Here is a 22,302-nt window from a genome sequence, read left to right on the forward strand (position 1 = left end):
GAGGATGCGGCAGGATGTCGCGCCGAGGAAGTTGTTACGTGATACTTATTAAATGCACTGCAGCATCGGCACGGGAAGCGGGTGCGGAAGGAGAAGGCGGCGCGTGCGTATAAGGGTAAAGCCGAGGTCCGGGTGGCTGCGTGCAAACGATTGCCAACGTCCGAAGCAGGCCGCAGCCGACCCGCCAATGACACACGCGGCGCGACGACACGAACCACCCACGACACCTGCTCCCCAGGCGACCGGTTAGCGGAACCCGCTACCACCCGGATTCCGCTACGCGGCGCGTTGCGGAGCCGCCACGCCCCGCCTTCATTGCCTGCTCAGGCAGACGCGTTGCGATTCGCCTCGATCACCGTCAACGCCGCCATGTTCACGATCCGGCGCACCGTCGCGCTCGACGTCAGGATGTTCACTGGCGCGTTGACGCCCAGCAGGAACGGCCCCACCGCCACGTTGCTGCCCGCCTCGGTCTTGAGCAGGTTGTACGCGATATTCCCCGCATCCACGTTCGGGCAAACCAGCAGGTTGGCAGCGCCCTTCAGCGGCGACATCGGCAGCAGCTTCGACCGCAAGCCCTCGTCGAGCGCGCAGTCGCCATGCATCTCGCCGTCCGCCTCGATATCCGGCGCCTGCTCCCGGACGATCTCCAGCGCCCGGCGCATCTTCACGCCCGACGCCGCACTCCCCGACCCGAAGTTCGACCGCGACAGCAACGCCGCTTTCGGCGTCAGGTTCAGCCATTCCATCTGACGCGCCGCGGCAATCGTGAATTCCGCGATCTGCTCCGCGTCGGGATTGTCGTTGACGTGCGTATCCACCAGCGCGACCGTCCGCTGGTCGAGCAACAGGATGTTCATCGCCGCATAGGTCGACGCCCCCGGCTTCTTCCCGATCACCTCGTCGACGAACCGCAGGTGGTTGTGATACTCGCCCACCGTCCCGCAGATCATCCCGTCCGCATCGCCGAGCCGCACCATCATCGCGCCGATCAGCGTCAGGCGGCGGCGCATTTCCACGCGCGCCATTTCCTTCGAGATACCGTCGCGGCACCGCAGTTCCCAGTACTTCGTCCAGTACTGCGGGAAGCGTTCGTCATATTCCGGATTGGTCACTTCGACATCCTGCCCGAGCCGGATCCGCAGGCCGAATCGCTCGATGCGCGCCAGCAGCACCTCGGGGCGCCCGACCAGGATCGGCCGCGCCAGCTTCTCGTCGACGATCACCTGCACCGCGCGGAGCACGCGCTCGTCCTCGCCTTCGGTAAAGACGATCCGCGCCTTGCCGCCGTCGCGCACCAGCCGGCGCGCCGTCGCGAACAGCGGCTTCATGAACGCGCCGGAATGGTAGACGAATTGCTGCAGTTGCTCGACGTACGCGTCGAGATCGGTCAGCGGGCGCTTCGCCACGCCGCCTTCCATCGCCGCCTTGGCCACGGCCGGCGCGATGCGGACGATCAGGCGCGGGTCGAACGGCTTCGGAATCAGGTATTGCGCGCCGAACGCCACGTCGTACGCGCCGTAGGCCGCCGCGACGACTTCGTTCTGCTCTTCCTCGGCCAGCCCCGCGATCGCGTGAACCGCGGCGATCTCCATTTCACGGGTGATCGTCGTCGCACCGACGTCGAGCGCGCCGCGGAAGATGTACGGGAAGCAAAGGACGTTGTTGACCTGGTTCGGGTAATCCGAGCGGCCCGTCGCGATGACGACGTCGTCGCGCGTCGCATGCGCCAGTTCCGGGAAAATTTCCGGGGTGGGATTGGCCAGCGCGAGAATCAGCGGGCGCGGCGCCATGGCCTTCAGCATGTCGGCGGTCAGGATGCCGCCGACCGACAGGCCCAGGAACACGTCCGCGCCGCCGATCACGTCGGCCAGCTTGCGCGCATCGGTTTCCTGCGCGAAGCGCGACTTGGCCGGGTCCATCAGCGTGGTGCGGCCGCGATAGACGACGCCCTCGATGTCGGTCACCCAGACGTTTTCAACCGGCAACCCGAGGTCGACCAGCAGGTCCAGGCAGGCCAGCGCGGCGGCGCCGGCCCCCGACGTCACGACCTTTACTTCCGAAATCGATTTCCCGACGACCTTCAGCCCGTTGATGAACGCGGCGGAGACGGTGATGGCGGTGCCGTGCTGATCGTCGTGGAAGACGGGAATTTTCATGCGATCGCGCAGCTTCTGCTCGACCGTGAAGCACTCGGGCGCCTTGATGTCCTCGAGGTTGATGCCGCCGAAGGTCGGCTCGAGACCGGCGATGATGTCGACCAGCTTGTCCGGATCGGTTTCGTTGATCTCGATGTCGAAGACGTCGATCCCCGCGAACTTCTTGAACAGCACCGCTTTGCCTTCCATGACCGGCTTGGACGCGAGCGGGCCGATGTTGCCCAGGCCGAGCACGGCCGTGCCGTTCGTGATCACGCCCACCAGGTTGCCGCGGCTCGTGAAACGGTGCGCCTGCAGCGGATCGGCGGCGATGGCCTCGCACACGCCCGCCACGCCCGGCGTGTACGCCAGCGCGAGATCGCGCTGCGTCACCAGCGGCTTGCTGGCGACGACCGAGATCTTCCCCGGGGTCGGAAATTCGTGATAGTCGAACGCTGCCTGCTGCTGTGTCTCAGTCTGTTTCATGTTTTTCGATCCGGGCACGGGCGCCAGGCCAGTCCCGGCGCGATCCATGAAGGGGATTCTAGGGATCTGCCATAAGGTGTTGATTCTGTTTTAATATCGGTCCATCACTTTTTCATGATGCATACGTGACCAGTCAATGACTTTTGACGCAAACGACGTGGTCAGGCGGCTGGGCGCCCGCTTGAAGATGCGGCACCTGGTGCTGTTGCTGCAGATCCAGCAGCACGGGTCGCTGACGCGCGTCGCGGAGCACATGGCCAGCAGCCAGCCTGCCGTGACGAATGCGCTGTCCGAGCTGGAGAGCATGTTCGGCACGCCGCTGTTCGAGCGCTCGTCGCGCGGCATGCGGCCCACCGCGCTCGGCGCGGTCGTGCTCGAACGGGCGAAGGCGATGATCAAGGATCTCGACCACCTCGCCCGCGAGATGGAGGCCGTCGCCGCCGGGCACGCGGCCCACCTGCACATCGGCGTGATTCCGTTCATTTCCGGACAGATGCTGTCGGCGGCGCTCAAGCGGCTACAGGCGCGCATGGAGCGGCGCCTGACCGTGACGATTCACGAGGGCACAAGCGATCAGCTGCTGCTGCAGCTCAGGGACCACAGCGTCGACATCGTGATCGGGCGGGCCTCGTCGGCGATCGACCTGGGCCAGGTTTCCTTCGAAGTGCTGTACCAGCAGCAGCCGCGCATGATCGCGAGCCGGCGCCTTGCCGCGAAACTGGCCCGCACCGCGCTCGACTGGCACAAGCTGCACGCGCTCGACTGGATTCTCGGTGCACCGCATACGCCGATGCGGGAACAGGTCACCGACCTGTTCCTGTCGGCCGGCATCGCGCCGCCCGTTCCGATCGTCGAGAGTTATTCATCCAAGCTGATCGGCGAAATGATCGCGTCGAGCGACGAGGCCGTCTCGATCGTGCCGGCCGATATCGCAGAAGAACTGGTGCGGATCGCCGGCGTGGCGATCGTGCCGTACACGCTGGTGTGGACGCTTCCGCCCATCGCGCTGTTTACCCGCGCCGCCGATTCGCGTGCGCCGGCGCGGGATCTGCTCGTGGAGGCACTGCGCGAGGTGTGCAGGGAGACGTACGGGGACGCGCAGCGGTAGGCGGCTACTTGCTGGCGGCGAGGCGCCGCAGAATCTCCGCGCGCTCGGCGGTCAGCACGTGGTCCGAGCCCTCGCCGCGGTCATAGCGCCTGGTGGTCTGGTAGGAAAACCGCTTCCTGTACTGGCTGATGGCGGGATCGAACACCCACGCATCGACTTCGAACACGTGCGCTTCGAAATGGCTCTCGCCCTTGCCCCACACATAGTCCGCGCGAACGAACACCGGATAGGGCGACACTTCCGGCACCTTCCACATCGCGCGGTCGGCCTGCTCGGTCTGGGTGACTTTCGGCATCACGTTCTCGATCTTGCCGTTCGCGCCGTAACGCAAGACCGCCACGCGCTCCAGCATGCCGCTGCCACCGCCGGAGAACATCCCCGAGAAGAACACCCAGGAGCCGCCCGACGCAATCGGCAACCGTTCGGATCGAGGATCCAGCCCGAACTGGTACTGCACCTGCGTCGAGCCATCGGGAAGCGGCGCGGGCGGCATCTCGAAGCACGGCGCATGGTCGGGGAGTACGCAGAGTTTCACGCCGGACAACGGGAGGCCGTCGTTGTCCGCCCGGCCCTGCGTCTGAGTGAAACGCGGGAATGCAAGTTCGGTGGATGCGGCTTGCACATCCGCGACGCCCATGACAGAAAAGCCCAAGATCACAGTGAGCGTCTTATCGATCCAGCGCATGCCCCACCCTCTCTCATTTTTTTGAATGACGCAGATTGTCGATGATCTGGCCGGTTATTGCCAAGAATCATCACCGGTTTCATTCCATACGCCGCTTGCGGAGCACGACCTCCAGCATCTCGGCCGGCGCAAGCGCTCGTCCGTCGTACGTTGCGCCGAAATAGGCTTCCGGCCAGAAGATGAGGTCCGAAATGCGGCCATCGCCGGTGTTGACCGACAGACATCGAACCCAGTAGTCGATCAGCGTCTCGTCTCCGCGACACGCGCAGACTGCATCAAGCAACTCCAGAAGCTCCGGCTCCGACAGATCGGTCGGTACGGCATGCCAGTCGATTGCCAGCCGCTTCGCAAATTCGTCGGCACTCGTCGAACCAAACGCGCCGAGCACGTCGATTTGATCGATGGCGTTGCCAAGCAATCGGGAAATCTGCTGCAACTTCGCGACGTAGTCGTGTCCGTTCTCGTGCAGCAGGAACACCGCTCTCGTCAACGGCAGCAGCAGCTGAAGCTTGTCGTGGTCGACGGGGTCGCGCAGTTCGGCTCGCATGCTTGTTCTGGTTCTGATGACGCAACGACTATTTGGCCCCTGCAATCGCAGCAACGCAGAGCGCATGATTGGCGATCTGTTCGCGGCCGTAGATTTGCTCACACTGCATCAATCCCGCATACAGATGCTCGACCGTGGGCATGTCGACCGCCACCTCTTTCAAAGCTTCGTATCCTCGCACGCACCGGTTACGGTTCAGGTAGTAAGTAGTCGGTGAGTGATTCACACCAGGAAATGCGGGAAAGACTCTCGGCAATTGCTGCGGAGCGATCGGCGAACTCGGCAGAATCGACGACGTGCTTGCGACGAGAAAATCGTCGAAGCGCATCAAGGCGGATACGGCAGTCTGCACGCAAAACTCGGAGGTTTCCTCACGCGACTCGTCGGCGGACGGAGCCGGAAAACTGAAAATCATGCCCAGACCAAAGCGAGGTTTGGGCTGGCCAAAGAATGGCGGTTGAGAAAAGGGAAACTGTGCGGATGCATCGAACGCATACAACACGAGAACCACAAGCAGCAGATATTTTCGCAAGGGCAAGTATTCCGATTCGAGATGGGTATCGAGTCAGCCAGATGCCAACTCGATTCCAGGTCCTGCGTGATTTGCCTGAACGCTAACCCACGGACAAGTAAATTCCGGCGCCAGCATCAACGATGAACAAGAGCGCAATGAAGAGGCCGGCAACTCGCCATGCGCCGCGCAGGCGAGTCACCCCGAAATACACTCCAACCACGCCGACACAAAGCGTCACGGGCCAGTATTCCATGCCAGTTCCAAGCACGACGAGATAAAAAGGCCAATCAATGGTGATTTCACTCATCGCGGAATGCTCGGTTGCGTGCGTGTCGCGTGCGTGTCGCGTGCGTTCGCTCATGTCTTGGTTTGAATGACAGCGATCAGTCGCCCGAAGCGCTCCCCTCCGCCTGATGACACACCACCTCGATATTGTGCCCATCCGGCCCGATGACGAACGCCGCGTAGTAATTCGCGTGATAGTGCGGCCGCAGCCCCGGCGCGCCATGGTCCTTCCCGCCCGCCGCCAGCGCCGCGCGATAGAACGCGTCGACTTGCTGCCGGTTGTCGGCCACGAACGCAATGTGAAGATGGGCCGGTTTCTCCGACGTCTGGAACAGGCACAACGAAGGCTTGCCCGGCGGAGAGATCTCGATGCCGTACGAAGGCTCGCCCTCCCCCTGCACCACGACGCCAAGCGGTTCAAGTGCGCTCAGGAAAAACGCCTTGCTCGCTGCAAAGTCGGTCACGCCGAATTTGACATGGTCAAACATGACTCCCCCTCGGATAGATGGGTCTGCCGGCACCCGGATGGAATGTGGAAATCACCGCGATGTTGCCACACGCAGCCGTCGCCGACATCCCCTGCGCGACCGAACAAGAAAGGCCCGACACAGTCGGACCCACGAGCGGGATGCTCACCCCTCATCGAGCGGTCACGGCGTGCTGCACAACGTCATCGTGATGCTGGCGACACCGGGCGATCGCGCACGAAGCTGTGACCGATCGTCGATCGACAGGCAGTCTGGAAGGATTCCGAAAGAAAAGACTACTGCGAAACAGGCGCATCGGGTGACCCGCCCGCCGGCATGGTCGGCAAGAGAATGGCCGCGCCCTTCGACCTTCATCGCTCGTCCTCTCGTTTGTGCGGAATCGCCCGGTCGTGAGATCCCGGCGAATCGGACAGATGATACGGGAATGTCGAGGCCCGGGAATCCCGGAATGAAACAGCGAATCGGTGACGGGATCTCGCTGCCGATTCGCTGCGCCGCACACTCGATACGTCGCACTGAACTTCCGGTCTCGCCGGTTTCAGCGCCATGCTTCCGCGATCTTGGAAGTTCGATTCCGCGCTGCTATCGTTGTGCACCTTTTGACGATTTCGGAGCGGCCGATACATGCCCTTGATCCTGCGTCGAGCGATTGCTGCGGATGCCGCTGAGGTGGCCGAAGTCTATCTACGGTCGCGCAACACACTGGCATCGTATGCGCCGCTCGCACACTCTGAAGCCGCTGTCCGCGATTGGATTGCCAACCTGCTTGTTCCGTCGGGCAACGTTACCGTTGCCGTGAACGATAACTGCATAGTCGGCATGGCCGCGCACGTTGTCACGGACGGCGTGGCATGGCTTGACCAGTTGTACGTGTGCCCCGAATTCAAGCGACAAGGGATCGGGTCTTCCCTGCTGGAATCGGTGAAGTCACAGACGGTTGGCAGGCTCCAGCTCTACACGTTCCAGATGAATCGCGATGCCGCTGCGTTTTATGAGCGGCACGGGTTCGTGGCGATCGCATACAGCGATGGAAGCAGGAATGAGGAAGGCTGCCCTGACGTCTTGTACTGCTTGACCCGGTAGCGCACGAAACGCCCGTCTGCCCTGCGCAGACAAGCGCTTCCCCAAGGGCCACCGGCATTGCCCTTGGAGCATGCGCATCAACGTAGCGGCTCACACCCCGCCACCCTCATGCTCAGCGAGTGCTCAGCTTGAGTGCCCCTCGTCGGCGACGCGGGCAAGCCACGCCGAGAAGCTCTCCGCAATGCGCTCGCGCCGCGCGTCATCATGCCAGACCCGAATCACTTGTCCGGAGCAACCGCCTTCCGCGGGATCGAGGTCGATACACAGATGGTTGCCGCTGCCGTCATGCGTGAATGGAATCCACTTCAGGTTGTACCAGTCGTCCGCGACGCCTGGATCCGGCTCCGATTCCATACCGTCGAAATCGCCTCCGTCGACGAGACCTTTCCAGATACGCCATTGCGCGAGGATCTCGCGCGCGCTCAGCAGCGCATCACTTCCGGAAAATTCATCCCCCGAATCGGCCTGGCCATCGTGAATGCGCAGGCTGTCGACGAATGCGTCAGGCAGCCGCGTTCCCAGCGCAGTCTGCAAGGCTGCGATCTCATCGTCGGACGCCGGCCCGTTGAGGCCCCCCGGCAGACGTGACGCATCGGCGGCGAAGGCTGCTTCGAGCCGTTGCCATGTTTCGCGAAGATCGATGCCGCGTGCGTCGTCGATATCGCGGGTCGACACGCGGGCGTCGACCACCGGCGACGGTGGTGACGCTGCGTCGACGGATGCCTCCGCCACGGAGCGCGGCGGTTCACTGGCGAGGTCGCGGTCGAGACGCAGGAACAGCACGGACGAACCTGCTGCCATGGGGCCTTCCGCAGCGGGGATCGCGACGAGCACATCGGCACGAACGACGCCGCCGATCAGCCCGTCGCCTTCGGACGGCAACAGGCGGACGACCAGATTTCCGTCGACGCCACGATGCAGACTGCCCCATCGCATCGCGTTCAGTCGGGCATCGCGCTCGACGCCGTGGTCGACGATGCCGGACTCCCAATGAGGCCCCGGCGTTGCAGCATGCTCGAGCAAATCGAGCACGCGCGGCATGATCGCGTGCATCAGCATCGCCACTGCGCTCGTGTGGCCCGGCAGGTTGATCAGCGTGGCCTGATCGTAGCTGGTCAGGACCGTCATCCCGCCTTGCGTACCGTCCGGGCGCGTGAGCGTCAGAATGGTTTTCTTCGGCGGCGAGCGATTGTCGCTACGTCCGAAGTTGAAGCGATCGGCTGGCGTTTGCTCGATGTCGACAGTCGTTTCGTCGTAGGCGTACACCAACGGCATATTCAGCCCCAGATTCCGAAAGGGCGGCACGGCAGGCAGCCCGGCACCGACGATCAGGTCGTAACGCTGCGCGAGCTCGGCCAGTTTCTTCTTGAACGCGTATTCGTTCTGCTGCACGTCAAGCGGCGGCCGTGCCATGTCCGGCGGCTCGATGTACTCGACCGAACCCACCTCGTATCCCCAGCGCTGCAGTACCGCCCGGATGTACGGTCCGCTCGTGTCGAGCCGCTGCCAGTGCTCGCGCGCGGTGCGGGGTACGCACTGCTCATACCCGACGATCACCACGCCGATGCGCGGCCGCTTCGTCACCTCGATGTCGCGTACGCCTGCGGCCGTCAGCGCGATCTGCCGTTCGGCCGTTATCCGGCTGCCCCTGGGCAGGAGCAGGCTGCCTTGCCGAAATTCGCTGCCCGGTGCGATCACATGCTGGCCGGCGGATAGCGGCGCGTGCAGCAACAGAAACGATCGAGCGCCACGGTACGAAACCTCGAGGTCGCTTTTCGGCACGACGGTGTCGGCATTTTCCGGCAGCGGGAAATAGGGTGGGACATCGACCGCACACTGCGCGCCGATTGCGCGAGCCGCCGGACTGCCAGCCGGCGAGGCCAGCGCGCGCCGGCTGAACTGGAAGTCCAGCTCAGCCGGTGCGCCACGCGTCGCATGCGCGGTATCGGATGCACGCAACGCATAGCCTTCGACCGCAGCAAGCGGAACGGGCGGAACATTCTCGGGGGCGAAAACGTCCGCCGCCGTCACGCGCGTCAGCGCATCCTCGACCGGAATCGTCTCGGATTGCATCGCGCCCGGCACGACCCGTCGGCAGAGCTTGTAGGGCTGGTCGAGCCAGAAGGGGAAGTTCTCGTGATCGTTCATGGTGATGGGTGTTGTCATGCCGTGGTTCGAAGGAGGCCTGCGAACCACGGCACAGGTACGGTTATCGTCGCCCGTGGCTTAACGTTTTGCCGCAGGCTGCGGAGAACCGACATCGACGTAAAACTGCTCCTGGTCGAGCACGCGCTGATTCAAATAGAAATTGCCGAGGAAAGCGCCCGCACGTCGATTATCACTCGCATCGATACGCTTGACCGATACTTCCGGATCCCTCGATGCGCCTTCCTCTGTCGAGGCAAACGGATACTCGTCGCAATCGCAATCGGACGGCGTTTCGTCCGGATCACCGGTGAACGTGCACTGGCCAGTGACCGCGCCGAATTTCGCGACGCATTGCTGTTTGGACGTGTCCCGATTGGCCCGCCGGAGTGCTGCGTCGCGGGTGCGTGTCAGCGGCTTGGACGCAAAGGTATCCGGAAAGATCGTGCCATCCCCCATCGGTACGAACTTGCCGGGACGGCCGGCAGCTTGCGCCTCGCGTATATGGATCGCGGATTCGTCGACGTCGGGATTCGTGGCGACGATAGTGCGAAGGACTGCCGGTGCGTCCGAGTAGATGCATCCTTGCGAGTTGCTCTTGACGAGCGCGACGTCACATCGAATGTTGGGAATATAGCCGGCGCCCGCGTAGGGATTCATGCTTGCGCCGTTCTCGAACGAGTCTCCCGATTTGGCCACCCGGTACTCGAGCGTCGGACTGAACCTGAGCGGATTACCGGATCCCATGTTGGGCGTGATCATCACCGATAGCTCGTTGGACAGCCCGCCAAGGGCGAGTGGCACGCCGGCATTGGCCGCAACCGTACAATCGGAGCCGCATTCGACGATCGGCTTGATCATCAGGCCGGGCGGATTGCCGGACAGCACGCGCGTGCGGAAGCGGAACGTCACCGGCCATGCGAGCTGGTTCGACGGATTGTCGGAATACGCATAGGCATCAATCGCCACCCGGCCGATTTCATTGTTCTGGCCGTCTATCGCGACATAGACGAGCGGCTCGGTTTTCTGGCAGTAACTGGTCCGGCTCAACAGCGCATTCTTGCTCGTTTCGGTCCGGACCGTCGTGCAGACGGGCGAAACGTCCGTGGCGCTTTCCGCGTGGGCAGGCATCGCCGTCGCAAGCACGAGCGCACCGGCACACAGCCGGCCAAACAGCATTCGATGCATCACATCCCCTCCTGAAATTTCATCAATCGAAATGATTTATTTTTTCCGCGGCTCAATTTGAATCTCGATTCGATTGAAAACAAACTGTTATATTTGTCAGGAAGATGTAAATGATATTAACAAGACCCCATCCCGATCGTTTCTTTTTCATAAACGATCCAATCCAATTCGACAGTTTTTGAATCCTTTATCGATCAAAGCAGCTCACGACGCGGTTCGCTACGAGGCTGCGCATGGATGGTGTTTTGAGGCTACCCCGTATGGAGATTCCAGATCAATCGATTCCAGTTTCCAGAGTGGTCGAATCACTTTGAAACTATCGCATCAACAATTTCATCTGAATCAGTCAATTTAAAAATACACCCGGATATATTTCATTTACCTTGCAATGACTGGAGAATGATGTAGGCTTGCTGGCGCCGTCATGAACTTCTTACAAACCCTCTTCGTGGTTCATTTGACCATGCGCAATTTATTAGATCGTTCTGCGTCGAATTCGAATCAATACTTCATTGGCATCCTGCTGATTGCGGCCAGCCTTGCCGAAATCGCTCATGCGGCGCCAATCGAGACGTCGTTGCAACGCTCGATCGGGCAGGCGCTCGCATCCCGATCGGCTAGGACGTTGACACTGCCGGCCCGGTCGGACGACAGCCTGGTCGAGGCAATAAAAACCGACGACGCTTCCGGATGGGTATTTGGCACTACGACACAAATCCTGCGCGAGGATGAATCCGGCGATCCCGTCACGAAGCTGTTCATCGCGCGCAACGTGAATGGCCGATGGATCTCGGGTGTGGAGGGCAGCAGCAAGTTCGGAGAATTGCTCGATGCGGCGCCCCCCACGCTGCTCGCGGCCGACGAGCGGAAAAATCTGGCGTCGAGACGCCCATCGCTTGCACCACGATCGGCTGCATTGCCGCAACCGGGCCTTGCGTTGCCGTGGGAACTGAATGCCGGGTGGTATTGGACGGGCGGTGCACACGGCTGGTCCGGACAAAGCAGGCCGTATAACTCCCTCGATTTCTCGGGTGGCAACGGCCGCGTGCTGGCGGCGCGAGACGGCTATCTTTACAAGAGCTGCGAGCGCGACGGCAGCGCCATCGTGAAGGTGGTTCACGACAATGGCTATGCGACGACTTATTACCACATGGTCCAGCTGACGTCGCTGAACAGCGGTACGCGGGTCCGTCAGGGGGAATATCTCGGCAGCGTCGGAAACGGCCTGCCGTGCGGCGGACAAACGACGGGGCCGCATGTTCACTTTTCATTGAGCAAGGATGGCAATGACGTGTCCGTCAATGGCATGACGATCGGCGGCTGGCAATTCTTCGAAGGCACTTCGCCGTATTCCGGATACGCGGTTCGCAATCAGCGACGCGTCTCTCCGCAGGCATGGCTGGTTAACTACGGGAGCGCGGATTCCGGCGATCCGTCCACGCCCGTCAGCGCGCGTGTACAGGCACCGGGTCCGGCCAATCTGCGCAGCGCGCCTTCATTGTCGGCGCCGGTCGTCGGTTCGCTCGAGAATGGGCGCACCGTGCAGCTCGCCTGCCACAAGTACGGCGATTCCGTGAATGGCAACTGGGGCGCCACACGGCTTTGGTATCGACTCGAATCGAATCAATGGATCTCCGACGGATTCGTCTACACGGGCAGCAACGACCCTGTGGTGCCGGAATGCGTGAATTAGCGCGGGCGCACCGCGACAGGGACTACGACGCCCCAACGTCACGCAATGCGCAGAAACATCCCCGCCTTCTCGGGCAGCAGCGACGGTTTGAAACCGTAGCGCTCGTAGAACTTCGGTGTCCCGTGATCCGCCATCAGGCTGACATAGGCGGTCGGCGGCGCATGCTCGTGAACGTAGCCCATGAGTGCCCGCATGATCAGGTCGCCCACGCCTTTCTTCTGGTGAGCGGGCAACACCGCGATATCGACGATCTCGAAGAAACAGCCGCCGTCACCGATTACCCGGCCAATTCCGATCGGGACACCATCCCAGTAAGCCACGACGCTAAAGAGTCCATTCTTCAACCCGATCGTCGCGGCCTGTTCCGACTTTCTGCTCAGCCCCGCAGCAAGACGAATGCCGATGTAGTCGGATACCGACGGGACTTCCTGTCGAACGACATATTCCATGTGAGCCCTTCAGGTTGACCGTACAGGCCAATGGACCGACCTCGCTGTGCATGGGTACACCAACCATGAACCCGAACGCGCGCATCGGACAAGACCATGACCATCCATCCAGCGAGACAGTAGACCACGGTCGCACGTACCCACCGTCCACTGCCTCGCCCACTCCGCGAAGCGCCTTAAAGAATCCGGTTCAGCGCATCCGAGAACCGCGCAACCGCGCCATCGACATCATGCAGCTTGTCGAGGCCGAACAGTCCGAGGCGGAAGGTCTTGAAATCCTCCCCCTCGTCGCACATCAGCGGCACGCCAGCCGCGATCTGCAAGCCGACGTCGGCGAACTTCTTCCCGGATCGAATCCCGTCGTCGTCCGTATAACTGACCACGACACCCGGCGCCTCGAACCCTTCCGCCGCCACGCTCCGGAAACCCTTCTCGGCCAGCAACGCACGAATCCGCTTGCCCAGCTCGAGTTGCTCCTCTTTCACCTTGTCGAAGCCGTACGTCTCGGTTTCCTTCATCACGTCGCGCAGCGTCGCAAGACTGTCCGTAGGCATCGTCGCGTGGTAAGCGAACCCGCCGCCTTCATAGGCTTCCATGATCTGCAGCCACTTGCGCAGATCGCACGCGAAGCTGGTGCTGGTCGTGCCATCGATGCGTTCACGGGCAAGCTCGCTGAGCATGACCATCGCGCAGCACGGCGACGCGCTCCAGCCCTTCTGCGGCGCGCTGATCAGGATGTCGACGCCGCTCGCCTGCATGTCGACCCACACCGTGCCGGACGCGATGCAATCCAGCACGAACATGCCGCCGACCGCATGCACGGCGTCGGACACCGCGCGCAGATACCCGTCGGGCAGCATCATCCCGGACGCGGTTTCGACGTGCGGCGCAAAGACCAGATCCGGCTTGTGCGCGTTGATCGCGGCGACCACTTCGTCGATCGGGGCCGGCGCATAGGCGGCCTGCCGTCCCGCTTCGACCGGGCGCGCCTTCAGCACCGTGGTTTCGGACGGAATGCTGCCCATGTCGAAAATCTGCGACCAGCGGAAGCTGAACCAGCCGTTGCGGATGACGAGGCACTTCTTGTTGGTGGCGAACTGCCGCGCGACGGCTTCCATGCCGAACGTCCCGCTGCCGGGGACGATCACGACGGACTTCGCGTTGTAGACCTTCTTCAGCGTGCCGGAGATGTCGCGCATGACGCCCTGAAAGCGCTGCGACATATGGTTGACCGAGCGATCGGTGTACACCACCGAATATTCGAGGAGCCCCTCGCGGTCAACATCGGGAAGTAAACCTGGCATGCTCGCCTCCAGTAAAAGATGAACGATGGAATCTGGGCGAGCAGTGTCCGTGATGCGATACCGCGATGCACCCATGCAATTGCGTTATTTTCTCGACGAAAGCAGATTCTAACGAAGGCCGCGCGCCGCTTGGGGCATATTTTGTCGGCCGACCCGTGCAGGTGTGACGTGGCGCCGCCGCCAGCCGACGCGCCGCGCTGCAACGCCGCCGCCGCGGCCCCCGGCTGAATCGCCCGCCCGGTGGCCGTCCATGCCGGCCGTTGCAGCGCACGATGCCCGCGAAGCCCTGTTCCACGTATGGATAAATGGCACGCCCGCCGCGTGCCGCCTACCATGTCGGCTCCCCCTTCACGACAGAGTCTTCGATGATCCCCAACCGAGCATCATCACGGCAGCCGTCGGCCGATCCCGCGCTTGCCGAGCGCGTCGATGCGGTACTGTCCCGTCAACTCGACATGCAACGCCTCGTCGGCGTGGTCGTCCTGGTCGCACGCGACGGCGAGCTCGTCTATCGCCGCGCGGCCGGGTTCGCCGACCGCGAAGCACGCACGCCGATGCAGGAGGACACGCTGTTCAGGCTCGCGTCGGTGACGAAGCCGATCGTCGCGGCAGCCGCCATGGCGCTCGTCGCACAGCGCAAGCTGTCGCTCGACGACGACGTCACGCGCTGGCTGCCCGAATTCCGTCCGGCGCTGCGTGACGGCAGCGTGCCGGTAATCAAGGTGCGCCACCTGCTCACGCATTCCGCTGGCCTCGGCTATCGCTACGCGGAAGCCGACGCGACCGGCCCGTACGCACGCGCAGGCGTCTCCGACGGGCTCGACGGCGCATCGATCACGCTTGCCGAAAACATGCGCAGGATCGCGAGCGTGCCGTTGCAGTACGCACCCGGTACCGGCTGGAACTATTCGCTCTCCATCGACGTCGTTGGAGCGGTGATCGAGGCCGTCACCGGGCTGCCGCTCGCCGATGCAGTCGATGCGCTCGTGCTCCGCCCGCTCGGCACGCGCGACACGGGATTCATCGCACGCGACGCCGCGCGGCTCGCGACGCCATACGTCAACGACACGCCGCGGCCGCACCGGCTCGCCGAGAACGAAGCCGTGCCCATCTACGAAGGCTCCGTCGGCGTGACGTACTCGCCATCGCGCGCGCTCGACAAGGATGCGTTCGCATCAGGCGGCGCCGGGATGGTCGGCACCGCCGCTGACGTGCTGAACGTGCTGGACACGTTGCGCGCGGGTGGCGGCGCCATTCTGCCGGCCGAGCTGGTCGACGAGATGGGCCGCATCCACACCGGCAACCTCGCGTTGCCCGACCTGCCCGGCGCGGGGTACGGAATCGGGTTTTCCGTGTTGCGCGACCCGCGCGCGGCGCTGTCGCCGGAGTCCCCGGGCACGTGGCGCTGGGGCGGTGTCTACGGTCATTCGTGGTTCGTCGACCGCGCACAAGGGCTCACCGTCGTGTCGCTGTCGAACACGCTTTACGAAGGAATGAACGGCCCGTACACGCTCGATCTGCGCGACGCGGTCTACGGCGTCGGCTGACCCGCGCAATTGCATGCAATTGCACGCGCAACAAAAAAGGCCCGACACAGTCGGGCCAATGAGTTGAGACACAAGGAGAATCCCGCCCACCACACCGGGCGGGTCACGCCGCGCTACACGACGTTCTTTTCGACGATCGGCCGGTTTTCCAGCACCCGCGCCCAGCCGAGCGTCGACAGGTCGAGCGTGTCGTAACGCCCGCCCAGAATGAGTTCACTGACGCCGCGCCCCGTCGCCGGCCCCTGCTGCAGCCCGTGGCCGCTGTAGCCGTTCGCGAACACGACGTTGTCGAGTTCCGGGTGATACCCGATGATCGCGTTGTGGTCGAACACGTTGTACTCGTAGTACCCGGACCAGCAGTTCTCCACGCGCAGCGCCTCGAACGCCGGCACGCGGTTCGCGAGCGTCGGCCAGATCACCTCGTCGAACAGGTCGTGGTCGACTTCGTCGAGCGGCAGGTCGTCCGGGTCGCGGTCCGGGCTCGGCGACGTCCCGCAGATATACGTGCGCCCTTCCGGCCGGAAATACACGCCGGTCGGATCGATCAGCAGCGGGCAATCCGTGAGCTTCGCCGGCGACGACACGTTGAAGATGCTGCGGCGCCGCGCATACACGGGGATGTCGATGCCCATCATCGACGACAGCGTGCGGGTCCACGCCCCTGCCGCGTTGACGAGCGTGTCGCACGCATAGCGTTCGCCGTCGGCCGTGACCACGTGCGTCACCCTGTGGCCGTCACGCACCACCTCCTTCACATCGGACGGCACATAGCGCGCACCGAGCGCCTGCGCCTTCTTGCGCAGCGCCTGCACGAGCCCGTAGCCGTCGAACCAGCCTTCGCCGCTCACGCCGTACGCACCCGACACGAGATCGTCGACGTTCAGCCACGGAAACTTCGCGCGCAGCGCATCGCGATCCATCAGCCGGATGTCCGCGCCGAGGCTCGTCTGCAGCGCGTGGTTCTCGCGCAGCGTCGCATCGCCGGCCGGCGTCGCGAGGAACAGGTAGCCGCCTTCGTGCAGGTCGATCGACGGCTGGTGGCCATCCACTTCGAGGCGTTCACCGATCGTGCGCAGGAACTCGATGCCGAACAGCGACATCTCGATCGACAGCGGCGTCGAGAACTGCTGGCGAATCGACGCGGCCGACAACGCCGACGACGATCGCGCATAGGTGGGGTCGCGCTCGATCACGGTCACGGAAACCGTGGGATCGGTGGCGCGCAGGAAATAGGCGATCGAGCTGCCGATCACACCACCGCCGACGATGACGACTTGAGAACTCACGACTGACTCCAGTTGCACAGATTGGGCGCGGCCAGCCGGCCCCGCCCGTGGGTTGTTTGTGCCGCGTCACGCGCGGCGTCGCGCGGGCAGACCGGTGCGGCTGCCACACCGGCGTGCGCCACGATCGTCACCGATCGCTGATGGCATTTCAGCACGTCCGGCATCGCCGCGAAAGTCCGCGCGCGCGGGTTGCGTTCAATCCGCCGATTTCGTCGTGACGGGCTGCCACGCGGCGTTCTTCACCTCATACAGCGTCGAGCTCGGGTTCTTCAGGTCGCCCGTGTTCGTGAACGCGATCGTGCCCGTGATGCCGTCGAAGCGCGTGCCCTTCAGTGCGCCGTTGAAATCGGCCGGCTTCGTCGAGTTCGCCTTCTGCATCGCGTTGATCGCGATCCACGTCGCGTCGTACGCGAACGGCGCGTACGCGAGCATGTCGATGCCGTACTTCTGCTTGAATTTCGTTTCGAACGCCTTGCCCTTCGCGAGACGCGCCAGCGGCTGCCCGTATTCCCACACGGACGAGCCTTCCGCCGCATTGCCGGCCAGCTTGATGAAGTTCGCGTTCATCACGCCGCCGCCCGCGAGGAACTGCGCGCGGATGCCGAGCTGGCGCATGCGCTTCACGAGCATCGCGGCCTGTGCGTCGAGCCCGCCGAAGAACACGAGATCGGCGTTGGTGCTCTTGATCTTCGTGAGCTGCGCGCTGAAGTCCACCGCCTTGTCGTTCGTGAATTCGCGCGCGACGATCGTGCCGCCATTCGCCTTCACCGACTTCTCGAATTCGTCGGCTTCGCCCTGGCCGAACGCGGTGCGGTCGTCGATGATCGCGATGCGCTTCGCCTTGGTCACGCTCGCTGCATACGCGCCTGCGTTGCCGGCGTTCTGCGTGTCGGTCGCGATCACGCGGTACACGGTGCCGAGCCCGGCGCGCGTGATGTCGGGATTGGTCGCCGACGGCGTGATCATCGGAATGCCGGCCTTCGCGTAGATCTTCGAGGCGGGCAGCGTCGTGCCCGAGTTGAAGTGGCCGATCACGACGGCCACCTGCGCGTCGGCGAGCTGCTGCGCGGCCTGCACGCCGGTGCGCGGATCGCTCTGGTCGTCCTGCGACGCGACGACGAACTTCACGGGCTTGCCGCCCACCGTCGTATGCGCGGCATTCGCTTCGTCGACGGCCATGCGCACGCCGTTCTCGATGTCCTTGCCGTAGGCGGCGCCGCCGCCCGTCAGCGGGCCGGCCACGCCGACCTTGACGACCGTCTCCTGCGCGTGAACCGCGCCCGTCTGGAGCGCGAGGATCGCGGCGGTCAATGCGACGCCGGAAAGCGAACGAATGCGGAACGTCATGACAATCCTTGTTCTGGGGGCCGGGATGCAACGCGCGACTGCCGCGCGTCGGCAACCTCTCGCGTGCCGGTCATGTCGTCCGCCGGCGGCGCGTCATGCAACGCCCCTGCCGGCCGGTCGATCGCCGCGGCTCCGTCTCCGAAGAGCCTTTCATCGCGAAAGAGGTGAATGGATTGTGGGTAGCCAATACCCGTGCAGCAAACGAAATATCGGAACTATGTTGTGAGGATTTGTCATCAAGTTCCGCGTTCGCGGGCGGCCCGCGGCCCGCGCAACGGTGGGCCGCGGGTAAATCGCTACCGAGGAATGCCGCGCCGGCGCCCGGCCATCAAGGCCGGCCGTGGTCATGCCGGCGGCGCATCATCGTTGCAATGACGCCCGGCCGGCCATCGCGACGCCCACGGCGCCGCGTCATCGGTCAGTGCCGATCGGTGCCCGTCTGCTTGCGCACCGCATCGGCCGCCTCGCCGGCCTGCTCCTGCATCCTGCCGGCCTCTTGTTCAGCGACGCCTTCCGCTTCCGTTTCGCGGTCGCCCGTGACCTTGCCGAGCGCTTCCTTGACCGAACCCTTGACTTGTTTGAGCTTACCTTCGATGCGATTCCTGTCCATGGTCGTCTCCTGCGATGGTTGGGGAGAGCCGACGATGCAACGGCCTGCGCCGCACCGCCGAGTGGACAGGATCGCAAGCGGGCGCCGCGCGCGGCAGATGCGAATGCACCAGCGCCTCTGGTGCATTCGTACTGACCGCGTCAGTCCTTGTCCTTCGCGCCGCCCTTCTCGCCACGCACGCCATTCGCTTCGGCCGCACCGACGATCCCGCGTTCGCGCGCCCATACGATCGCCTCGCCGCGGCTGTGCACGTCGAGCTTCGCGTAGATCGTCGCGACGTGATTGCGCACGGTGTTCGGCGCAAGCCCGAGGCGGCCGGCGATTTCCTTGTCGGCGAGACCATGGCACAGCAGGTCGAACACGTCGCGCTCGCGCGCGGTCAGGTCCGACAGCTGCGCGCCCGCATCCGGCGCATTCGCGCGCCGCACGTTCGCGAGCTTTTCGATCAGCGTGCGGCTGAACCACGACGCATCCTGCATCGCCGTTTCGATCGCGTAGACGAGCTCCATCTCCGTGCGCTTGCGATCGCTGATGTCGAGCAGCGCGACGAGCAGGCAGTCGCGCCCGTGAATCGCGACGGGATCGGCCGACACGACGCAATCGCGCACGTCGCCTTCGCGCGTGCGGATCTGCACGTCGGCGTTGCGCACGTTGCCGTCGCGTGCGAGCCGGCCTTCGATGCGCTGCCACGCACCGCGTTCGGCCCACAGCCCGATCTCGTCCGCGGATTTGCCGAGCAGGTCATCCTGCGCGTGGCCCGTCATCGCGGCGAACGCGTCGTTCACGTCGAGCAATTCGAAGCGGTCTGCCGTGACGATCGCGGTGGCGACCGGCGCCATCCGGAACGCCGTCGCGAAGCGTTCCTCGCTCTGCCGCAGCGCGCGCTCGGCCTGCTTGCGCGGCTCGAGATCCATGAACGTGAACAGCATGCACGCCTCGTCGTTCATGTCGATCGGCTGCCCGGCGACCACCACGGCCTTCGTGCTGCCGTCCGCGAGCTTCAGCACAGCCTCCATCTGCGGGATCGTCGCGCCTTCGCCGAGCCGCTCGATCGCGAGGTCGCGCCGGTCGGCCTGGTCGAGCACGTCGATCTCGTACACCGAGCGGCCGAGCACGTCTTCACTCGCGTAGCCGGTCATGTCGAGAAAGCCCTGGTTGACCTTCACGTAGCGCAGGTCGTCGAGCCGGCAGATCACGGCCGGCGCCGGGTTCGCATTGAAGGTGCGCTCGAAACGCTCCTCGGCGCTCGCCCATTCGGTCGCGTCGTGCAGCACGAGCGCGAGGCAGTCGGGCTCGCCGGCCGCATTCGTCAGCACGAGGCTGCGGATGCGGTGAACCCAGCTCACGGTTTCGTCGGCGGCCGATTCGACTTCGACCGTCACGTCGCTGAACTTCTCGCCCGCGATCACGCGATCCATCGGATAGTGGCCGTCACGCACCGGGTGGTTGTTCCGGTAGCGCAGCCGGAAGCGCTCGCGGTAGTCGGTGACGGTCGCGCCGAGCGCCGTCAGCTCGGTCACGCCATGCATCGCGAGCGCGGCTTCGTTCGCCCAGACGATCCGCTGATCGGGCTCGATCAGGATCACACCCTCGGTGAGCCCCGCAATGATCTGGTGCAGCTGGCGCCGGTCGGTATGCGACTTCAGCGCCTGTTCGTTTACCTGTTCGTTCATCGAATGGTTGTCCATGTCGTCAACATGACGGCCGGCCCGGTTGCCGCTTCGTCGACACGCGCCGGCCCGCGCGTGTGGCGATGATCGCGTGCCGCACCGGTGCACGACAGGCGCGGATGCACTATTCGTCATAGTACATTCGTACGGCCTGCCGCGACCGTGCGGCATCCCGCCGATCCCGGAAGCATCCACTGCGCCTGCTTTCCGCGCGCCGCCCCAGACGGTTCCCCTCCCCCTTCACGACGCCCCGTGCAAACGCACTAGCCGATCAGGTGAATTTGCGCGATGTCCATGCAAGTTTGCATCGGTACGCTGGTACTGCATCGGCGCTCATGCGCTGCCTTCCGACCCGCAGAGGAGAAGCACGATGAAGCTGCATCAGACACCCGATCCGACGCGGCCCGAACCGCCGCCTGACAGCCCGCCCGAACCGCCGCCCGGCACCGATCCGCCGGTCCCGGTACCGCCCGACGTGCCGCGCCCGGACATACCGCCGCGCGAGCCCGGCTACGACACGCCGATCGCCCATTGATCCGGGCACGCGCCGTGCTCGGTCGTCAATCCATTCACCACGCCAATCGAAGGAGAACATCAATGAACAAGACCTCGCACCTTTCGACGCTGCTCGCCGCCAGTGCGGCTTTCCTGCTTTGCGCCGCACCGCTCACGAACGCACAGGCACAGGCCTCGTCTACCGACAGCGGCATGACGGCCGAATCGAACCAGCCTGTCACCGACACGTGGATCACGACCAAGGTGAAAGGGGAACTCGCGACCACGGAGGGCGTGAAGAGCACTGACATCAGCGTGAAGACGGTCGACGGCGTCGTCACGCTCACCGGCGTGCTGCCGACGAAGGTCGCCGTGAAGAAGGCTATCGCCGTCACGCGCGCAGTCAAGGGCGTGAAGCACGTCGACGCATCCGGCCTGAAGGCAAAGGCCTGACCTCCCGGCGCGGCAGCCGCCGCGCTTTTATCCCTGCATGACAAGGAGCACACGATGAACGAGGACAAGATCAAGGGCCAGTGGAAGCAACTCTCCGGCAAGCTGAAGGCCAAGTGGGGCAAGTTGACCGACGACGACCTGAAGGTGGCCGACGGCAATCGCGAGTATCTGACCGGCAAGATCCAGGAGCGTTACGGGATCGCCCGCGATGAAGCCGAGAAGCAGTTGAAGGAATTCGACCGCGAGCTGTAACGCGATAGCGCTTCAATACAACCGCCGCGGCCCCAACGGCGTCGCGGCCATCAGGACGACGACATGGGTAAATACCTGATCGCCTGGCTGCTCGGCGTGCCGGTCGGGCTGCTGCTGCTGTTCTATCTGATCACGCACATCTTCTGACCGTATCCGCTCGATAAAGCCGAACAATACGACTCGCTTTTCAGGGAGATGACCAATGAAATTCCTTTCCATTTCGGCAGCCTGCATCGCGTTGCTGACCGCTTCGATCCCGGGACATGCAGCAGGATGCCTGAAAGGCGCGGCCGTGGGCGGAGTCGCCGGCCATGTCGCAGGGCACCACGGGGCGATGGGTGCCGCTGCGGGTTGCGCAATCGGCCATCACCACGCGGCAAAGAAAGCCAAGGCGGCAAGCGCGGCAACGGCCGCGTCGCAATGAATGCGTCACGACGAGGCCGGTCAACGTTCTTCGGAACGGCCGGCGTTGCGCCGCGTGCGCGATGCCACCGGTAAGGACATGACCACCGGATTTACAACAATTTCG

The 22,302-nt window shown here is 63.9% G+C and carries 24 protein-coding genes; 8 read left to right on the forward strand and 16 right to left on the reverse strand.

Annotation, left to right across the window (positions count from 1 at the left end; all coding sequences use genetic code 11):
• Nucleotides 1–323 precede the first annotated feature (323 nt).
• On the reverse strand, nucleotides 324–2,624 hold the full coding sequence (locus F3J15_RS18540) for an NADP-dependent malic enzyme (protein WP_166893282.1): 2,301 nt from the start codon (nucleotides 2,622–2,624) through the stop codon (nucleotides 324–326).
• A 136-nt stretch (nucleotides 2,625–2,760) separates the two neighbouring features.
• Here F3J15_RS18540 and F3J15_RS18545 point away from each other — a divergent pair, with 136 nt between their 5' ends.
• Nucleotides 2,761–3,732 (forward strand): LysR substrate-binding domain-containing protein, encoded by a 972-nt coding sequence (locus F3J15_RS18545; RefSeq protein ID WP_166893284.1) that lies wholly within the window; start codon nucleotides 2,761–2,763, stop codon nucleotides 3,730–3,732.
• A gap of 4 nt (nucleotides 3,733–3,736) precedes the next feature.
• Here the strand turns inward: F3J15_RS18545 and F3J15_RS18550 are convergent, their stop codons facing one another.
• From F3J15_RS18550 to F3J15_RS18570, 5 genes are all read right to left on the reverse strand, one after another.
• Nucleotides 3,737–4,417 carry a hypothetical protein gene (locus F3J15_RS18550; RefSeq protein WP_166893286.1) on the reverse strand — a complete coding sequence of 227 codons (681 nt, stop codon included), beginning with the start codon at nucleotides 4,415–4,417 and terminating at the stop codon, nucleotides 3,737–3,739.
• Nucleotides 4,418–4,496: 79 nt separating this feature from the next.
• Nucleotides 4,497–4,964 carry a hypothetical protein gene (locus tag F3J15_RS18555; RefSeq protein ID WP_166893288.1) on the reverse strand — a complete coding sequence of 156 codons (468 nt, stop codon included), beginning with the start codon at nucleotides 4,962–4,964 and terminating at the stop codon, nucleotides 4,497–4,499.
• A 28-nt stretch (nucleotides 4,965–4,992) separates the two neighbouring features.
• Entirely contained in the window at nucleotides 4,993–5,496 is a 504-nt protein-coding gene (locus F3J15_RS18560) for a hypothetical protein (RefSeq protein ID WP_166893290.1), read from the reverse strand.
• 82 nt (nucleotides 5,497–5,578) lie between these two features.
• Entirely contained in the window at nucleotides 5,579–5,785 is a 207-nt protein-coding gene (locus F3J15_RS18565; RefSeq protein WP_166893292.1) for a hypothetical protein, read from the reverse strand.
• A 76-nt stretch (nucleotides 5,786–5,861) separates the two neighbouring features.
• On the reverse strand, nucleotides 5,862–6,251 hold the full coding sequence (locus tag F3J15_RS18570; protein WP_166893294.1) for a VOC family protein: 390 nt from the start codon (nucleotides 6,249–6,251) through the stop codon (nucleotides 5,862–5,864).
• A gap of 624 nt (nucleotides 6,252–6,875) precedes the next feature.
• Here F3J15_RS18570 and F3J15_RS18575 point away from each other — a divergent pair.
• Nucleotides 6,876–7,334: a GNAT family N-acetyltransferase gene (locus F3J15_RS18575; RefSeq protein WP_166893296.1), complete on the forward strand. Its 459-nt coding sequence runs from the start codon at nucleotides 6,876–6,878 to the stop codon at nucleotides 7,332–7,334.
• A gap of 123 nt (nucleotides 7,335–7,457) precedes the next feature.
• Here the strand turns inward: F3J15_RS18575 and F3J15_RS18580 are convergent, their stop codons facing one another.
• Together F3J15_RS18580 and F3J15_RS18585 are read right to left on the reverse strand one after the other, a co-directional pair.
• A complete protein-coding gene (locus F3J15_RS18580) occupies nucleotides 7,458–9,500 on the reverse strand; it encodes an SMI1/KNR4 family protein (protein WP_240158874.1) in 2,043 nt (680 codons plus the stop codon).
• Between the two features lie 60 nt (nucleotides 9,501–9,560).
• Nucleotides 9,561–10,667 (reverse strand): NucA/NucB deoxyribonuclease domain-containing protein, encoded by a 1,107-nt coding sequence (locus tag F3J15_RS18585; protein ID WP_240158866.1) that lies wholly within the window; start codon nucleotides 10,665–10,667, stop codon nucleotides 9,561–9,563.
• Nucleotides 10,668–11,130: 463 nt separating this feature from the next.
• Between F3J15_RS18585 and F3J15_RS18590 the strand changes: the two genes are divergently transcribed.
• Nucleotides 11,131–12,360 carry a peptidoglycan DD-metalloendopeptidase family protein gene (locus F3J15_RS18590; RefSeq protein ID WP_166893341.1) on the forward strand — a complete coding sequence of 410 codons (1,230 nt, stop codon included), beginning with the start codon at nucleotides 11,131–11,133 and terminating at the stop codon, nucleotides 12,358–12,360.
• Nucleotides 12,361–12,398: 38 nt separating this feature from the next.
• On the opposite strand, the gene F3J15_RS18595 is transcribed toward F3J15_RS18590, so the two are convergent.
• Together F3J15_RS18595 and F3J15_RS18600 are read right to left on the reverse strand one after the other, a co-directional pair.
• Entirely contained in the window at nucleotides 12,399–12,809 is a 411-nt protein-coding gene (locus F3J15_RS18595) for a GNAT family N-acetyltransferase (RefSeq protein ID WP_166893298.1), read from the reverse strand.
• A gap of 176 nt (nucleotides 12,810–12,985) precedes the next feature.
• Complete coding sequence (locus F3J15_RS18600) at nucleotides 12,986–14,113, reverse strand: aminotransferase class V-fold PLP-dependent enzyme (protein WP_166893300.1); 1,128 nt, start codon at nucleotides 14,111–14,113, stop codon at nucleotides 12,986–12,988.
• A 365-nt stretch (nucleotides 14,114–14,478) separates the two neighbouring features.
• On the opposite strand from F3J15_RS18600, the gene F3J15_RS18605 reads away from it, so the two are divergent.
• Nucleotides 14,479–15,660, forward strand: coding sequence for a serine hydrolase domain-containing protein (locus F3J15_RS18605; RefSeq protein ID WP_166893302.1), 1,182 nt, complete (start codon nucleotides 14,479–14,481; stop codon nucleotides 15,658–15,660).
• 113 nt (nucleotides 15,661–15,773) lie between these two features.
• Here the strand turns inward: F3J15_RS18605 and F3J15_RS18610 are convergent, their stop codons facing one another.
• The 5 genes from F3J15_RS18610 to F3J15_RS18630 all read right to left on the reverse strand — a co-directional run bounded on the left by F3J15_RS18610 (nucleotide 15,774) and on the right by F3J15_RS18630 (nucleotide 20,576).
• A complete protein-coding gene (locus F3J15_RS18610) occupies nucleotides 15,774–16,946 on the reverse strand; it encodes an FAD-binding oxidoreductase (RefSeq protein ID WP_089486546.1) in 1,173 nt (390 codons plus the stop codon).
• A complete protein-coding gene (locus F3J15_RS18615) occupies nucleotides 16,943–17,110 on the reverse strand; it encodes a hypothetical protein (protein WP_166893304.1) in 168 nt (55 codons plus the stop codon). The genes F3J15_RS18610 and F3J15_RS18615 overlap by 4 nt, the downstream gene beginning before the upstream one ends.
• Nucleotides 17,111–17,141: 31 nt before the next feature.
• The gene (locus F3J15_RS18620; RefSeq protein WP_166893306.1) at nucleotides 17,142–18,293 is read right to left on the reverse strand and encodes a branched-chain amino acid ABC transporter substrate-binding protein; all 1,152 of its coding nucleotides are present in this window, start codon (nucleotides 18,291–18,293) and stop codon (nucleotides 17,142–17,144) included.
• 418 nt (nucleotides 18,294–18,711) lie between these two features.
• Nucleotides 18,712–18,903 (reverse strand): CsbD family protein, encoded by a 192-nt coding sequence (locus F3J15_RS18625; RefSeq protein WP_069250745.1) that lies wholly within the window; start codon nucleotides 18,901–18,903, stop codon nucleotides 18,712–18,714.
• A gap of 140 nt (nucleotides 18,904–19,043) precedes the next feature.
• On the reverse strand, nucleotides 19,044–20,576 hold the full coding sequence (locus F3J15_RS18630) for a helix-turn-helix transcriptional regulator (protein ID WP_166893308.1): 1,533 nt from the start codon (nucleotides 20,574–20,576) through the stop codon (nucleotides 19,044–19,046).
• 367 nt (nucleotides 20,577–20,943) lie between these two features.
• On the opposite strand from F3J15_RS18630, the gene F3J15_RS18635 reads away from it, so the two are divergent.
• The 3 genes from F3J15_RS18635 (at nucleotide 20,944) to F3J15_RS18645 (ending at nucleotide 21,773) form a co-directional block, all read left to right on the forward strand.
• A complete protein-coding gene (locus F3J15_RS18635) occupies nucleotides 20,944–21,108 on the forward strand; it encodes a hypothetical protein (protein ID WP_166893310.1) in 165 nt (54 codons plus the stop codon).
• A 62-nt stretch (nucleotides 21,109–21,170) separates the two neighbouring features.
• Entirely contained in the window at nucleotides 21,171–21,521 is a 351-nt protein-coding gene (locus F3J15_RS18640; protein ID WP_069250744.1) for a BON domain-containing protein, read from the forward strand.
• A 54-nt stretch (nucleotides 21,522–21,575) separates the two neighbouring features.
• Nucleotides 21,576–21,773 carry a CsbD family protein gene (locus F3J15_RS18645; protein WP_069250743.1) on the forward strand — a complete coding sequence of 66 codons (198 nt, stop codon included), beginning with the start codon at nucleotides 21,576–21,578 and terminating at the stop codon, nucleotides 21,771–21,773.
• Nucleotides 21,774–21,785: 12 nt separating this feature from the next.
• Here F3J15_RS18645 and F3J15_RS18650 read toward each other — a convergent pair whose 3' ends face one another.
• Nucleotides 21,786–21,992: a hypothetical protein gene (locus tag F3J15_RS18650; RefSeq protein ID WP_166893312.1), complete on the reverse strand. Its 207-nt coding sequence runs from the start codon at nucleotides 21,990–21,992 to the stop codon at nucleotides 21,786–21,788.
• Between F3J15_RS18650 and F3J15_RS18655 the strand changes: the two genes are divergently transcribed.
• The gene (locus F3J15_RS18655) at nucleotides 21,976–22,197 is read left to right on the forward strand and encodes a hypothetical protein (protein WP_083266045.1); all 222 of its coding nucleotides are present in this window, start codon (nucleotides 21,976–21,978) and stop codon (nucleotides 22,195–22,197) included. The two genes, F3J15_RS18650 and F3J15_RS18655, sit on opposite strands and share 17 nt — an antisense overlap.
• Nucleotides 22,198–22,302 lie beyond the last annotated feature (105 nt).

Source organism: Burkholderia sp. Ap-955 (assembly GCF_011753045.1).
Classification (GTDB): Bacteria; Pseudomonadota; Gammaproteobacteria; order Burkholderiales; family Burkholderiaceae; genus Burkholderia; species Burkholderia lata_D.